This is a genomic window from Saonia sp. (assembly GCF_056326165.1).
The window spans coordinates 48,099-64,110 of record NZ_JBWFBN010000010.1 but is presented as its reverse complement, the minus strand read 5'-3'; the positions used below and the strand labels follow the sequence as shown (position 1 = coordinate 64,110).

Annotated in this window: 14 protein-coding genes; 6 read left to right on the top strand and 8 right to left on the bottom strand. The window is 35.4% G+C overall.

The window, feature by feature from the left end:
• The first annotated feature begins 299 nt into the window (after positions 1 to 299).
• From AC000W_RS10290 to AC000W_RS10270, 5 genes are all read left to right on the top strand, one after another.
• The gene (locus tag AC000W_RS10290; RefSeq protein ID WP_474748063.1) at positions 300 to 1,826 is read left to right on the top strand and encodes an AraC family transcriptional regulator; all 1,527 of its coding nucleotides are present in this window, start codon (positions 300 to 302) and stop codon (positions 1,824 to 1,826) included.
• Between the two features lie 224 nt (positions 1,827 to 2,050).
• Positions 2,051 to 5,287, top strand: a complete 3,237-nt coding sequence (locus AC000W_RS10285) for a SusC/RagA family TonB-linked outer membrane protein (protein ID WP_474748061.1) — start codon at positions 2,051 to 2,053, stop codon at positions 5,285 to 5,287.
• 26 nt (positions 5,288 to 5,313) lie between these two features.
• Positions 5,314 to 7,035: a SusD/RagB family nutrient-binding outer membrane lipoprotein gene (locus AC000W_RS10280; RefSeq protein WP_474748059.1), complete on the top strand. Its 1,722-nt coding sequence runs from the start codon at positions 5,314 to 5,316 to the stop codon at positions 7,033 to 7,035.
• A 23-nt stretch (positions 7,036 to 7,058) separates the two neighbouring features.
• Positions 7,059 to 7,862 (top strand): hypothetical protein, encoded by an 804-nt coding sequence (locus AC000W_RS10275; RefSeq protein WP_474748057.1) that lies wholly within the window; start codon positions 7,059 to 7,061, stop codon positions 7,860 to 7,862.
• Between the two features lie 233 nt (positions 7,863 to 8,095).
• Positions 8,096 to 8,290: a hypothetical protein gene (locus AC000W_RS10270; protein ID WP_474748055.1), complete on the top strand. Its 195-nt coding sequence runs from the start codon at positions 8,096 to 8,098 to the stop codon at positions 8,288 to 8,290.
• 3 nt (positions 8,291 to 8,293) lie between these two features.
• On the opposite strand, the gene pyrF is transcribed toward AC000W_RS10270, so the two are convergent.
• Both pyrF and prfA read right to left on the bottom strand, forming a co-directional pair.
• Positions 8,294 to 9,115, bottom strand: coding sequence for an orotidine-5'-phosphate decarboxylase (gene pyrF, locus AC000W_RS10265; RefSeq protein ID WP_474748054.1), 822 nt, complete (start codon positions 9,113 to 9,115; stop codon positions 8,294 to 8,296).
• Between the two features lie 7 nt (positions 9,116 to 9,122).
• Positions 9,123 to 10,199 carry a peptide chain release factor 1 gene (gene prfA, locus AC000W_RS10260; RefSeq protein WP_474748052.1) on the bottom strand — a complete coding sequence of 359 codons (1,077 nt, stop codon included), beginning with the start codon at positions 10,197 to 10,199 and terminating at the stop codon, positions 9,123 to 9,125.
• 52 nt (positions 10,200 to 10,251) lie between these two features.
• Here prfA and AC000W_RS10255 point away from each other — a divergent pair, with 52 nt between their 5' ends.
• Positions 10,252 to 11,325, top strand: coding sequence for a glycoside hydrolase family 16 protein (locus tag AC000W_RS10255; RefSeq protein ID WP_474748051.1), 1,074 nt, complete (start codon positions 10,252 to 10,254; stop codon positions 11,323 to 11,325).
• On the opposite strand, the gene AC000W_RS10250 is transcribed toward AC000W_RS10255, so the two are convergent.
• From AC000W_RS10250 to AC000W_RS10225, 6 genes are read right to left on the bottom strand one after another with little or no spacing between them, the layout of a single operon-like run.
• Positions 11,322 to 12,602 carry a DUF3570 domain-containing protein gene (locus AC000W_RS10250; RefSeq protein ID WP_474748049.1) on the bottom strand — a complete coding sequence of 427 codons (1,281 nt, stop codon included), beginning with the start codon at positions 12,600 to 12,602 and terminating at the stop codon, positions 11,322 to 11,324. The two genes, AC000W_RS10255 and AC000W_RS10250, sit on opposite strands and share 4 nt — an antisense overlap.
• A 17-nt stretch (positions 12,603 to 12,619) precedes the next feature.
• Positions 12,620 to 12,829, bottom strand: coding sequence for a DUF4266 domain-containing protein (locus tag AC000W_RS10245; RefSeq protein WP_474748048.1), 210 nt, complete (start codon positions 12,827 to 12,829; stop codon positions 12,620 to 12,622).
• Between the two features lie 9 nt (positions 12,830 to 12,838).
• The gene (locus AC000W_RS10240) at positions 12,839 to 13,834 is read right to left on the bottom strand and encodes an FAD:protein FMN transferase (protein WP_474748046.1); all 996 of its coding nucleotides are present in this window, start codon (positions 13,832 to 13,834) and stop codon (positions 12,839 to 12,841) included.
• On the bottom strand, positions 13,831 to 14,265 hold the full coding sequence (locus AC000W_RS10235; RefSeq protein WP_474748044.1) for a thioredoxin family protein: 435 nt from the start codon (positions 14,263 to 14,265) through the stop codon (positions 13,831 to 13,833). The genes AC000W_RS10240 and AC000W_RS10235 overlap by 4 nt, the downstream gene beginning before the upstream one ends.
• Positions 14,266 to 14,290: 25 nt before the next feature.
• Entirely contained in the window at positions 14,291 to 14,746 is a 456-nt protein-coding gene (locus AC000W_RS10230) for a QcrA and Rieske domain-containing protein (protein ID WP_474748043.1), read from the bottom strand.
• 52 nt (positions 14,747 to 14,798) lie between these two features.
• Entirely contained in the window at positions 14,799 to 15,977 is a 1,179-nt protein-coding gene (locus AC000W_RS10225) for an AIR synthase related protein (protein ID WP_474748041.1), read from the bottom strand.
• Positions 15,978 to 16,012: the final 35 nt, after the last annotated feature.

The window sequence follows — 16,012 nt, the reverse complement described above, 5'->3', positions numbered from 1 at the left end:
TGAAAATTAATTCGTTAAAAATAAAAACAGACATTTAGTAACAAACTGCTAATGTTTATTTAACCAAAAACAATAGTCTAATTAAGACTTTTACATAAAATTATTTGAGTTAGTATTTTTTGAGTTAGTTAGTTTAAAACCGGTGGGAGCACCGGTTTTTTTGTTTTATAAACATACGTTTGTGTGTTATTTATAACAATAAGAGGTAAACTATTATCGGGAATTCCTTATTTTAAGTGTTTTATAAGGTTTTGAGACTAAATATTTCCTAATTTGAACATGGCTAATTCTACCTAATAATGAGACTACCAATCTACCTCTCTTTATTATTGACTTTACTGACCAGTTCGGTTTATCCAAATACCCTATTGGATAAAGTAACTAGTAGGGCTGCTTTCGATGATATTCTCCCAAGTAACATGTTAACTGATGCAGACAAACTATACCATCAGCAAAAATTTCCACAGGCAATACTTTTGTATCAGCAATTGGAAACAAAGAATAGTGATAGCAATACACATGTATTAAAAAAAATGGCACTTAGCTATGCTGCGTTAGGTGATTCTGTGAAATCTACAGATTATATTGAACAGTATCTAATGGTTGATTTTGAAACTTCTTTTTTGCAACATGAAGGATTTGAACCAATTAAAACCACCCAAAATTTTAAAACAATTATAAAAAAATATGTACCCCATGTCAGCCTATGGTCATTTCTTTATTTCTATGTTGCGTTAATTGGCTTTTTTGTTTTTACAGTCTTAAATTTTAATAAAAAAATGGATACGGCTGCTAAAATGCTCATTGGCGGTTTTGTCTTTATTCATTCCTTCTTTATACTTCATATAAGTTTAAACATTACTAACTATCACTATCAATTTCCTCATTCTTATTTAATGTCCACCAGTTTTTCATTTCTCTATGGTCCATTATTATATTTTTATTTTAAGAGAATAACACAAGAGTATAAATTTAAATTAAAAGACTTTTTGCATCTTATACCTACCTTTCTATTCTTAATCTATATAGTACCTATTTATTCCATGTCAGCATCAGAAAAATTGCATTTGATGTTGGAACGGGTTCGTAATGGTTTAAATCCATCTGATTCTGCCGCGGTTTCCATCATTGTAGCCTTAAAATTAATTTCACTAATTATATATGGGTACTACATTAGAAAACTTTATTTAAAAAGTAAGGAAAATGAAAACCTAGTAAAGGAAAGTAGAATTTGGCAGCGAAATATTTACGGTATTCATATTATGTATATTGTGGCCTACACTATTTATGGCATACTAATTAGTAATAATATATCTTCAGGATTTTTTTATCATTCTCAAATAATAGCAATGGCGGTTATGGTTCTCTATGTGGGGTATTCTGCCAATATACAACCTAATGTTTTTAGTGGAACATATTCCTATATAAATCATCTTATCTTTAAATATGAAAAATCTGGTCTAACAGAAAGTCTATCACATGAACTTAAAGAAAATCTGTTGCATCTTTTTGATGTAGATAAAATCTACCGAGAAAATCATATTAGTTTAGACATTCTTTCTAATAGATTAAATACAACTAGACACAATACATCTCAAGTAATCAATGAACACTTTAACATGAGCTTTCATGAGCTAATAAATAAATACAGAATTCAAGAAGCCAAAAGAATAATGACTAGTGATTATAATAGAAATCTAAACATTATTGACATTGCATATGAAGTAGGTTATAATAATAAAGTAACCTTTAACAAAGCCTTTAAAAAGGATACTTCTCTAACTCCCAGTGAATATCAAAGAACTCTTTACCAACCACAGCTGTAAATCTATAGTAATTTTTTATCGGGGCGGTAAACGTTTATAAGCCTTTCCTACAAATACCTATTCAACGCTTTACTTTGAGTTATTAACTAACAATAAATGTAAAGCAGCCCTGCACTATTTGCTCATAAGTGAAAATATTCTTGTTTCATTTTTTAGAGTAATTATTTGAATTAGCTATCAACGTCAGGGCTGCCATTTACATTAATACTTAAATAATTATACGTATGAAAAAAAGATGCAAATGGTTGTTTATGCTTTTCTTATTTGGAATTTCTATAGCATATACACAGCAAAGGACTGTTTCTGGTACGGTAACAGACGAAAGTGGTGTTCCTCTACCTGGGGTTAACATCTTGGTCAAGAATACCACAACAGGAACCCAAACCGATTTTGATGGTAATTATACTATCCAAGCAAGTGAGGGGCAAATTTTAAATTTCTCATATATAGGGCAAGAAACTATTGAAGTAACAATATCTACAAACAACATTATTAATATACAAATGCAAGAAGATGCCCAAGTTCTTGAAGAAGTTGTTGTTACCGCCCAAGGTATTGTTAGGGAAAAAAGGTCATTAGGATACTCTGTAACCACAGTAGAATCCGCATTGGTAGAATCTAGACCAGAGGCAGATATAGGAAGAGTTTTAAGCGGCAAAGTAGCTGGTGTAAACATTACTTCCAATAATGGTCTTTCTGGATCTGGAACTAATATTATTATTAGAGGATATTCCTCTGCAACACAATCCAACCAACCGCTTTTTATTGTAGATGGAATACCTTTTGATTCTGGAACAAATACTCAATCTAATTACTTAGATGGTAATACAGAATCTAGTAGGTTTTTGGATATTGATCCCAACACAATTGAAAATGTAAGTGTTCTTAAGGGGTTAAGTGCAACTGTATTGTATGGAAATAGAGGACGAAATGGAGTAATCCTTATTACAACCAAAAACTCTAATACGGGTGGTACCAATAACAAAAATGAAGTCACAATTAGTCAATCCGTATTTGCATCAAAAGCCATACTACCAGAATATCAAAATAATTATGGTGGTGGATTTCACCAAGGGTTTGGATACTTTTTTAGTAACTGGGGGCCCAGATTTGACAGAACAGACAATGATGGAATTGCAAATGCCGGACAATTTATCGGCGGCAACAATGGAGTGGCTATATTAAGGCACCCATTCAATTTTATTGCTGACCCAACATTGATTGCGGGATTTGAAAATCTCTTGAACGACCCTTACCCTTATAAGCCATATAATGGAGTAGAAGAGTTTTTTAGAACAGGTTATGTTTTTAGCACATCTGTAAATGTAAGAGGTGGTTCAGAAAAAGTTAATTTTAATGCCAACTACGGTCGAACTGAGGACTCTGGTGTAACACCAGGAAATAAGCTTCTCAGAAACAATTTTAGTATTGGTGGAAATGCAAAACTAACCAATAACTTAACTGTATCTGGTGCTTTTAATTTTATTCGAACTGGGTATAAATCTCCTCCTAATGCCGTAAGTACTGGAAGTGGAGCCGCTTTTCAGGGGTCGGCCATATTTGGTGATGTTCTCTACACTCCAAGAAGTGTAGATTTAACAAGTTTTCCATTTCAAGCTGCTGACGGAAGGAGTGTATATTATCGTTCTGGAAATGATATCCAAAATCCATATTGGACAGTAGCCAACTCCAAGACTTCACAAAATACTGATAGATTCTTGGGAAATATGTCTGCCAATTATGAAATTACCGATTGGTTAAATTTATCTTATAGATATGGAATGGATACTTATACTGAGCTAAATTCATATGGTCAAAATAAAGGTGGTGTAGATGGCCCAACTTTAGGAATTTTAAGAACTTCAGCAGTAAGGAATTCAATTCTAAATCATGATTTAATTTTAAGTGCAGATAAAAACATTACTGAGAATTTAAATTTAAAAGCTACCCTTGGCGCCAACAGCAGAAGAGATGTTTATGCACAAGATGGTTTAGAAAGTACTGGTCAATTAGTTTTTGGGGTTTTGGAGCATTTTAATTTTACTACCCCATCATCTATAAACTCTTTCTCCACTGCAAATATCAATCAGGACTTTGAGGAAAATCTAGTAGGTGTTTACTTAGATGCAACTTTAGGTTACAAAGATTATTTATACCTAAATGTTGTTGGTAGAAATGATTGGTCATCAACATTAGAGAGCGAGAACAATTCATTGTTCTATCCTGGTGCTAGTGTCTCATTTGTTCCAACTGAAGCTTTTCAAAACATAAGAGGTGAAGGTCTTAATTATTTAAAGTTACGATTTGGCTATGGCTCCTCTGCCGGGTTTCCAACGCCTTTTAATACAAGAGATGTATTAACCCTTGGTGCCAGAAATTTGGTTGATATAAATGGAAATGTTATTTCGGGTAATACGGTTTCAAACTCCTTAGGAAATAGAGACTTAGTTCCAGAACGAGTGGAAGAACTAGAAGTTGGTATAGATACTAGATTATTCAATAGATTAAATCTTAATATTAGTCTCTATGATAAGACTACTACGGATTTAATAACAAATAGGACATTAGATAGTTCTACTGGTTTCTTAAGCACTTTCGTCAACATTGGAGAAATGAAATCTCAGGGTATAGAAGTAGATTATGATCTAGATATTATAAAAGGAAATAGTGGTGGATTTAATTTTAATATCGCTGGTAATTTTACTACTAATGAAACTATAGTAACAGATTTAGCTGAAGGGACCAACAACATTTTATTAACTCAAGCAATAGCTGGTGAAGCTGCCAACTATGCAGTGGAAGGAAGACCATTCGGAGTTTTCCTTGGAACCACTTTCCTAAAAGATGCTAGCGGAAATAGAATTGTTGGGGGTAATGGCCTATACTTGGTTGACAACAATATTTCAGAAATTGGTGATCCCAATCCAGATTGGACCACTGCATTGATTCCTACATTTACATATAAAGGTTTTTCTCTATCCGCGAATCTTCAATATAGACATGGTGGAGATATTTATTCCGTGACTTCAGCTGCTTTAATTGGTCGTGGTACAGTAGATGCTGATAATCCAATTGATAGGGAATCCAATTATGTTCTTCCTGGGGTACAAGCAGATGGCACACCTAACAACATAGCAATAAGTGCTACGGAATTTGGTTTCAATACGTACTTAGGGGGTGATATAAACGAATTAAGTGTTTTTGATGGAACTACCATACGTTTACAAGAAGCATCGTTAGGGTATTCATTGCCTAAACACCTTCTTAAGGATACTCCTTTTGGAAGTTTATCCTTTACCCTTTCTGGTTCCAACTTGTGGTATAAAGCTGTGAATTTTGAAAGCACTTTAAATTATGACACCAATGCTTCTAGTACAGGAGTAGGAAATGGTCAAGGTATTGATTTCATTACTGGTCCGTCTACAAGACGATACGGATTCACCCTTAGGGCTTCTTTCTAATTGTTAAGAAATAAAAATAATAAATTATGAAAAAAATATTTAAATCGATTGGTTTAGTTTTAACCAATATATCTATCCTCTTATTGATGGGCTGTGAAACTACGGAACTAGAGGTCATACCTAGTCCAAACGCATTAAACCCATCACAAGCAAGTGTTGATTTCTTCTTGAACCAGATCCAACAACAAGTTGCAGAAATTCATTCTGGTGAAGAAGACCGAAATGAAAATGGTCTTAGTCAATTTGGGATGCAACCAATAAGAATGCTAAATGGCGGTGGTCCCACCTACAGAGAGTTAAATGATCCATCAGATTTTGACCGAGTATGGGACAATGTATATGCACGAGCTTTAATAGACATTAGGACAATGAATCCAGTGGCAGAAGAAGCTGGACAATTTACTCATATTGCTATTGGCCAAGTATTGGAAGCTTATATTATTATGTCCATGGTAGATTTCTTTGGTGATATACCATATTCAGAAGCAGTAAGAGGTGGAGAAGGCATCTTAAATCCCATATTGGATTCTGGAGCTTCAGTCTATGCTGCTGCAGATGAATTATTATTGAATGCAATAGAGAATCTAAGTAAGCAAGAAATTACATTACCCACTAATGATCTCTTTTATGGAGGTGATGAAAGTAAATGGGTAAAAGTGGCTAACACAATGCGGTTGAAACTTTATTTACAATCACGTTTAGCCAATGATGGCGGCTTTGGTGCTGCAAAATCTACCACGGTTATTAATAGCCTTATTTCTGGCAACCAATTAATTCTTGATTCTGGTGATGATTTTCAATTTCAATGGGCTACTAGCAATGCTGCTCCAGACAGTAGACATCCTTATTTCACTGCTAATTTTGATGGCGCTGGACCAAGTTCAGACTTCTATATGTGCAATTACTTTATGAGTCTTTTAGCTAATCAATATGGCGATGCTGACCCAAGAATTAGATACTATTTCTATCGCCAAGTGGCTGACTTCTCTGGTGCAGATGTAGTAACAAAAGAATGTGTTACAGAGATTTCAACACCATCTTGGTGGGCACCAGAAGAACCATATTGTTTAGTTCCTAACATTAATGGTTTTGATGGTCTTTGGGGAAGAAATCATTTGGACAACGATGGTATACCACCTGATCAAGCATTTAGAACTGTTTTTGGTGTATATCCTGTAGGTGGACCTTTTGATGATGATTCTTTTAGAAATGTTGCTGGTTCAGCAGCTGTAAATGAAGGATTGGCTGGCGCAGGAATATCTCCAATAATGCTTTCTTCATATACTAATTTTATGCTTGCAGAAGCTACACTAACTTTAGGTACAACAGGGAACTCTAGGACCTATCTAGAGAATGGTATTAGGGAATCTGTTAATAAGGTTATTGGATTTGGTTCTTCCCTTGCTGCAGGCACAGGTTTTGTACCAGCTTCTACACAAATTGACAATCATATAGCCAATATATTAAGCGCTTATGATGCGGGGTCCGATACTGATAAACTACGTATAATTGTTGAACAGTACTTTATAGCATCATGGGGCAACGGTATAGAAGCCTATAATACATACAGAAGAACTGGACAGCCAGATAATCTTACTCCTGGTTTCTTTTTAGAAGATTCTGGAAGTTTCCTAAGGTCCAATTGGTATCCCCAAACGGCTGCAGACAACAATACTAATATTACCCAAAAATCTGCACCAAACACACCTGTATTTTGGGATACAAACCCAGAAGGCTTTGTAGATTGATATAATAATTTAAATCCAAAAAAATGAAAAACACAATTAAATCAATTATAGGTCTACTTTTAATTATCGCTTTTGTAGGCTGTGAAGAAGAAGATAAAAATCCTCTTAACCTGCTTGGTGGGGACGAAATAAAATCGCCTTATGTAAGGATTATAGTGGAAGAAACTGTAGTAGCTGCTGGTGATATTGGCTCGAGCACTTTCAACGCAGAGGTAGACGCCTTAGATGGTAATGTAGCCTCTTGGGATTTAAGTGTAAGTAGAGAATCTGGTGGTGTTGCAAGTGATACGATTCCATTGACCACAGTAAGCAGTTTTCCAAGTAATATCTCAATTCCCTATACAGATATTGCATCTGCGCTAGGAATCACAACAGATGAAATAGGAGGTGGTGATTTTATTAGATTCTTAGGTACTGCAACTGGAACAGACGGTTCGGTTTTCACATTTGAAAATTTTACTGGAAGCATTACTGGTCAACAAGAACAACGACAAGCTTTCAACTTTATAGTATTGGTAAAGTGTTCTCCAATAACAGATGCAACTGTATCTGGTACTTGGACAGTAGAGATGCAAGACCTTTATGGGGATGGCTGGGATGGAGCTTTTCTTACTTTTGAAGTAGATGGTGTTGCCACTAATTATACTATTACAGCTGGGCAAGCTAGTGCTGCCACTCATATAATTGATGTCCCAGCAGGAACATCCAACCTTATCATTTCTTATACAAGTGGAGCTTTTGAAGAAGAACATGTATATACAGTACAAACTCCAGATGGAGATATTAGAGGTCCGTTTGGCCCCGGTCCTGCTCCTTGTATAAATTAAATATTTTGTATAATATATAAAGAAAACTATGGTACAATTACTTAGGTAATTGTACCATAGTTTTTTTGTTTGTATTACTTAAAACTATATCGCAAATAATCTTAATCAATGCATTAATCATAGCCTTTATGTTAAAAATTAGATAAAATACCTGTTTTTTAGTTATGCATCCTATAATACCTACATCTAAAACTCTATTTGGAGCGTATATTTGTTAGAACAAAGATTTGACTATGGAAAAGCAATATTGTAAAGTAGGGGCAGTCACGCCCATAGCAAGTGGTGCACAAGCAATTTCTGTGCTAGAATACAGGTACAGAAACTTTATGGACAAGGCATTATCAACAAAATCTGTTGATCAAAAACTTGCAGAGTTTTTTGAATTAAAAGCTGTTAAAATTAAAAAAGTGTTGGAAAATTTGATGTAGTCATCAAAATAACAATTCCATCTCTATAGCCATTTTAGCTTGAAGCTCTTCTGCCTTTATAGCAGAGGCTTTGGCAAAATTTTCTGCGTTTGATGCATATAATATACCACGCGAAGAATTAATAAGTAACCCTACATCCTTGTTCATGCCGTAACGGCAAACCTCTTCCAGACTTCCTCCCTGAGCTCCCACTCCAGGAACCAATAAAAAACTATCGGGAATTATTTCTCTGATTTGCTTTAAATAAGTAGCCTTTGTTGCTCCCACAACATACATCAGATTCTCAGAATTATTATATTTTGAAGATGTTTCTAGTACTACTTTATATAACTCTTTCTCTCCAACTAATTTAGTCTGGTAGTCAAATGCTCCTTCATTGGAAGTTAACGCCAATAGGATGGTATGCTTGTCCTTAAAGGTTAAAAAGGGTTCTACTGAATCTTTGCCCATGTATGGCGCAATTGTAATGGAGTCAAACTCCAAGTCTTCAAAAAAAGCTTTTGCATACCGAGTAGATGTATTTCCAATATCACCCCTTTTGGCATCTGCAATGGTAAACAGTTCAGGATAGTTTTCATTCAAATATTGGATGGTCTTTTCCAATGCTTGCCACCCTTTTATTCCATAGGCCTCATAAAAAGCAATATTTGGTTTATAGGCCACGCAAAGATGATGGGTAGCATCTATTATTGCCTTGTTAAAAGCAAAAATAGGGTCATTCTCCTTTAATAAATGCGGAGGTATTTTGTCCAAATCTGTATCTAGCCCTATACAGAGAAATGACTTCTTTTTGTGAATTTGCTCTATAAGAAATTTGGTAGTCATCTAAGCTTTAGAATATTTCGGAAGCCTCCTTCAACTTCTCCGTATTTTCAACTAAACTCAACTCGTCTATAATCTTTTGAATATCTCCATTTACAATATTCTGTAAATCATAAAGTGTTAATCCAATTCTATGGTCCGTTACCCTTCCTTGTGGATAATTATAAGTTCTAATTTTTGCAGAACGGTCACCACTACTCACCTGTGAGTTTCTTTTGGCAGCATCTTCTTCTTGCTTTTTAGCCAGTTCTAAATCATATAATCTAGAGCGTAATACTTTAAATGCTTTGTCCTTGTTCTTATGCTGAGATTTTTGATCTTGGCATTGAGCAACCAAACCGGTAGGAATATGTGTTAAACGCACAGCCGAATAGGTTGTGTTTACCGATTGTCCACCTGGACCAGATGAGCAGAAAAAATCAATACGAACATCCTTAGGGTCTATTTGCACATCAAAATCCTCAGCTTCTGGCAATACCATTACAGTAGCAGCACTTGTATGTACCCTTCCTTGTGTTTCTGTCTGCGGTACTCGTTGCACTCGGTGAACACCAGCTTCAAATTTTAAAGTACCGTATACATCTTCACCTGTAACTTCAAACTGTATTTCTTTAAAACCACCACTGGTTCCGTCACTTAAATCTATCACATTGGTTTTCCAACCTTTGGATTCACAGTATTTAGTATACATTCTAAAAAGGTCACCAGCAAAAATGCTGGCTTCATCTCCTCCAGTTCCTGCTCTAATTTCTACCACTACATCTTTGGCATCTTCAGGATCTCTTGGAATCAATAAAAACTTAATTTCTTCTTCCAATTTTGGCATAGCCTCTTTTGCTTCATCTAACTGCATTTTCGCCATTTCTACCATTTCCGCATCACTTCCATCAGAAATTATCTCTTCCGCCTCAGAAATATTATTGGTAAGCTCAAGATAAAGGTCCCGCTTATCACATAAAACTTTTAAATCCTTGTACTCCTTGTTTAATTGAACATAACGCTTTTGATCCGATATAATATCAGGCTGAATTATTAGATCAGAAACCTCATCAAAGCGTTGTTTTATTATATTTAATTTGTCAATCATATACTATCTTCACTAGGATGCGAATTTACAATTTTTTGAAGCACCTATCAGTATGATTATTAAAGAAAGCCTTATATTGGAATACCATATAATAATATTTTTAACGATTATGCCAAAAAGCACAAGAACAATTTCAACTTCCAATCAGTTTAAATTAATTTTTATTTTAATCGTTTTTGCTTTGGGCTCTTGTTCCAATAGTGAATGTCAAAAAACGGAATGGTATCAAGATACGGATGGGGATGGATTGGGAAATCCACAAGTTTCGTTAATGGAATGTGATCAGCCATTTGGGTATGTTTCCAATAGTAATGATACAGATGACACTACCAATGCCAACCTTCCAACGGAAAATACATTGAGCATTCCTACCACTGGATATACCACTCCTGAAACTTATGATAACATGAATACTATATGGGCGGATGAGTTTAGTGGAACTAGCTTGGATGAAACATATTGGAATTTTCTAATTGGTGATGGATGTCCAGATATATGTGGTTGGGGTAATAATGAATTGGAATATTACACCAAAGAAAACACTACTGTAAAAGATGGATATCTTGTAATTGAGGCAAAAAAAGAAAATCTAAATTCAAAAAATTATACGTCCTCCAGAATTAGCACGCAAGGTAAATTTACATTACAATATGGACGTGTGGATGTTAGGGCTGCTCTCCCAGAAGGGCAAGGAATATGGCCTGCTATTTGGATGTTGGGAGAAAATATAAGCACAGTTGGTTGGCCAGCTTGTGGAGAAATTGATATCATGGAAATGATTGGTGGCCAAGGAAGGGAAAAAACTGTGCATGGTACTGTTCATTGGGATCATGTTGGCAGCTATGCAAGTTATGGTCAGGATTACTCGCTTACCAATACAACTTTTAAAGATGAATTCCATGTATTTTCCATTGTTTGGACACCAGAAACGATTACTTGGTATGTGAATGATATTGAATTTAATGTAATTGATATTTCTCCCGTTGAGTTAAATGAGTTCCAAAATGAATTTCATTTTCTCATAAACCTAGCAGTTGGTGGAAACTGGCCAGGAGACCCGACCAATGCAACCGTATTTCCTCAATTTTTAATTGTGGATTATATAAGGGTATTTCAAAACAATTAATTCCCGACAAAAGTGGTTCCTAAAGTGATGATACTTGCATTAAGCCCATCACTTCTATCATAAAGACTGAATCGTAAATCTATGGTTTTAAGCCCAAAAGTGAATACTTTGGTTTTTGTAAAAATGTCTTTGTACTGTACTCCTATGCCATATTGGTGTGCATTGTATTTTGACAAGTCGTAATCCGACGTATAAAAAGGTAAAGTTGATACCGCATCTTCTTTGGCGTAAAAGTAATCAGCAGCATTTTGTGTGTAGTACCTATAAGAAGGGTAGACAGTAAAAGAATCATTTAATTTTACAGGCACTTCTAAACTGGCCGTATGTGATGTTATGCCCCAATCATCATAGTAATATCTATAGTAACTACGAAGAACAAACATATCATTAAGATAATAGTTAAGCCTACCCCCTACCGGAATTTTAAATCTGCTATCAGGTAACCGTTCCACATCATCCGCCAATTGAAAATCTTCAATAAAAAAATCATTTGCATCACCAAAATATATACGTTGATGTGGTGTGCTCAGCAACCCATTTTGTGATATCAAATCCACAAACAAAGCTCCTTGCATTTTTTTGCTCAAAATCTGAGAAAAACTAAGGGAAACCGAATAAGAATTTCTGGTTTCTTCAGCAAAAGTTAAAAACACTGGATCATAAGTTCCTGTTCCAGATACTCGGTCATCAAAAAAACCATCTCTGAGTTCTATTGGATATTGAGGATTCCATTTGTCCAAATACACTTGTCCAGCTATAGAAACCTCTGTGTTCCGTTCATTAAACAAACGAGTAAAACTCCCTCCAAAACCAAAGGAAAAATAATCGTATTCAGTTGACACGTACAAATTGGCGCTTGTAATTGAATTTCGGTCATTTGAAGCATGCTGGTATGTAGGCTTAAAATGCGTTAAAACATCGCTACGCGAAGCTCCAGAAGATTCAATAAATGGACTCACAGTTTTATTAGCATTCCCATCCAAAGGGTTTACATTACTGGATGATGCCGATGTATAGGCGGAAATACCAACATCAACAGTCAATACATCATCAGCATTCATAGGCAGGTTAACAACAACGCTAGAAGTAGCATCTGTAAGCCTCTCCGTGCCTTCCCCACCTGTGACAGCTGCATTTTGTCCATCCTGACCGTAATAACTAAAAAGTAAATCTACCTCGGCAGTTTCTAAAACCCTCTTTTGGTATGAAGTATCACCTGCTTGCGAAAAGCCACATGCCCAAACCAAAATAAGTAATAGAAAAAGGAAGTTTTTCAATATAAAAATTGATTAAATTAATTACAACCGCAACCACCGCCGGTCTTTCCACCGTTAGCACCAGCGGAAGCCTCGCGATATATCTGGAAATTTGTCTCAAAACGTTCAACTCCCTTTCCAGCCAGCTGCATTTCCTCATCATTAAGGTATACTTTTTCATACTCCTTTACAGCAACGCAAGAAGTACAGAAAAGAGCTAAAATTAAAAGTGGCGCAAAACGCTTCATAGTATAAAATTACTGATTATTATTAAACAAGATACCGTTGCTTTTATGTATTTTATTATAACTATCTACAAGAATGACTTCAGTGCCATTCAACTGATTTATCATGGCAAGACCCGCATCTATTCCCATAATAAAAACAGCAGTGGCCATAGCATCACATAATTCAGCACTCTTAGAAAAAATAGAAACACTATTAATTCCAGATGAAGGATACCCTGTTCTGGGATCCAAAATATGTGAATATTTCTTTCCATTAAAGGTTACAAACTTCTCATAGTTTCCAGATGTTGCCACGGATGATTCCACAATGGGCAGCCAAGAAAAAATCTTATCCTTACTTAACGGGTTGGCAATCCCAATCAACCATTTTTCGCCTGTAGCTTTTGTCCCCCATGTTGTTAAGTCACCAGAAGCATTTATAATACCGGCCTTTACTTGCTTTGATATTAAAAATTCTTTGGCCTTATCTGCTGCATAACCCTTCCCAATGGCACCAAAGCCTATTTTCATGCCCTTTTCTTTTAAAAAAACGGTTGTATTCTCATCATTTAATATAATATTCTGATGTCCAACTCTATCAATAGATTTAGCAACTTCTTCAGCTGTTGGAAAATAAGTCATGGAACCATCAAACTTCCATATTTGGTCCATGGATGCATAAGAAATATCAAAAGCACCATCTGTAATTTTTGATATCTGTTTTGCACGTTCAATTAATTTGAACAATTCCAGGCTTACTTTAACAGGCTTAATGCCGGCATTTTTATTTATAAGGGATGTTTCAGATTCCTCATCCCAAGAGGATATCATTTTTTCAATTCTGGTAATTTCTGCTACCGCTTCATTTATATTAATATATCCAATCTCCTCATCCAATACCACCACGGTAATATCAAACCGACTCCCCATTAATTTCATGGTTTTATGAACGGTTACATATTCCCTTTCTTGGGCGTTGCCATTAACTAGAATAAAAAAAAAGATTAGGGGAATTAGGGTTTTCACTTTAGAAACGAGTTTATAAGTGAAATATATTCCTCAGGAGGTTTATTTTCGTATCCTGCTGTCCCTAGAATGACCTCATTCTTATCCAAAACAATCACAAGTGGAAAGTAGCCTTTTGGATTGTATTTCTCTGCCAATTTACTATTTAGGAGCTCTTTTTCCTTTGAAAGTCTATTTGTTTTCTTTCTTGGAAAATCTGCTTTATACAGTACATAATGCTCTGAAGCATAACTTGAAAACTCCGTGGATTGCCATATGTTTTTATCTAACTTTATACATGGTCCACACCAATCTGAACCTGCAAACACGAGAACTATAGGCTTGTTCTCTTCTACTGATTGCAAAACAGCGGCATCATAACTTTCTTTCCATTCCTGTCCAAAAAGGCAAAATGAAAAAAATAAAAACAAAACCAAGGCATAGTGTTTCACAATTTAGGATTTGGGAATTATTTTTTTACTCAAAAACCCTGAGCGTGTCCCCTGTCAACTCAGTATTAAATATTTTAAGAGGGTTGCTTGTGGTATTCAAATTCAAAGAAGTACCGTCCTGAGCAAATCTAGATTGATGGGTAGTACAATGATACACCCCCCCATCTTCACTAATAAATCTAATTTCCTCGGTTCCTTGATGGCTACATATTTTACTTGCAGCGATTAAAGTCCCTTCTAAATTTCTTGCTATTACAATATCAAGATACGTAAAATCTGGATTTGATTTTACCGATATAAACCCACCATTGTTTGCTAAGGGGGCTGCTTCACTGGATGTTAAATCAATTGTAAAATTAACGCCATCCGATACTGGGAAGGTTTCTAGACCATCGTCTTTTGTACATCCATTTACACAAGGGAAGGTCAGTGCAAACGCAGCACCAGCACCTAAACTTCTCAAAAATTCCTTTCTTTCCATAACATAAGATTTGTTACTAAAAACAACGTATTATTTGGGGTAATCGTATGCCTTAATAAACAAAGGTTCCATATTCACTTTCTATAGTGAGTTTTTTTGTAGAATTTGACTCTACCCTACCCACTATTCTGGCTTGCACATTAAAGCTTTGCGCTATAGAAATCAAATCTTGTGCCACATGTTCATTTACATACATTTCCATGCGGTGTCCGCAGTTAAAAACTTGGTACATTTCTTTCCAATCCGTACCAGATTGTTCTTGTATTAACTTAAACAAAGGTGGTATTGGAAATAGGTTATCTTTTATAATGTGCAGATTATCAACAAAATGAAGAATTTTGGTTTGTGCACCCCCACTACAATGAATCATTCCATGAATATCTTCAGCAGTATATTTTTCTAATATCTTCTTGATAATCGGTGCGTAGGTTCTTGTTGGTGAAAGCACCAATTTACCCGCATCCAATGGAGCATTGGGAACCGCATCCGTTAATTTTGCATTTCCAGAGTATATCAATTCATCTGGGACAGAGGCATCAAAACTTTCTGGATATTTTTCCGCCAAATATTTTGAAAAAACATCGTGCCGAGCAGAGGTAAGCCCGTTACTACCCATTCCTCCATTGTATTCATTTTCATAAGTAGCCTGTCCAAAAGACTCCAAACCAACAATTACATCACCTTTTTTAATATTGGCATTATCTATTACAGCATCCCGCTTCATTCTTGCCGTAACGGTAGAATCCACAATAATGGTCCTCACTAAATCTCCCACATCTGCAGTTTCTCCACCAGTGGAATGTATGGTAACACCATGTGATTTTAAATCAGATATCAATTCCTCTGTTCCATTAATAATTGCAGAAATAACCTCGCCTGGGATTAGATTCTTGTTACGACCAATGGTAGAAGAAAGCATAATATTATCAGTAGCACCCACACACAATAAATCGTCCACATTCATGATAAGAGCATCTTGTGCTATGCCTTTCCAAACTGATATATCACCTGTTTCTTTCCAATACATATATGCCAAGGAAGATTTGGTGCCAGCACCATCTGCATGCATTATAAGGCAATAATCATCATCATTTGTAAGATAATCGGGTACAATTTTGCAGAAGGCTTTAGGAAAAAGACCTTTATCTATATTCTTTATGGCATTGTGTACATCTTCCTTAGAGGCAGAAACTCCTCTTTGGCTATATCTTTCACTATTGGATGAACTCATTCTAAAATTTATTTGTGGCAAAAATAATGAAAGTA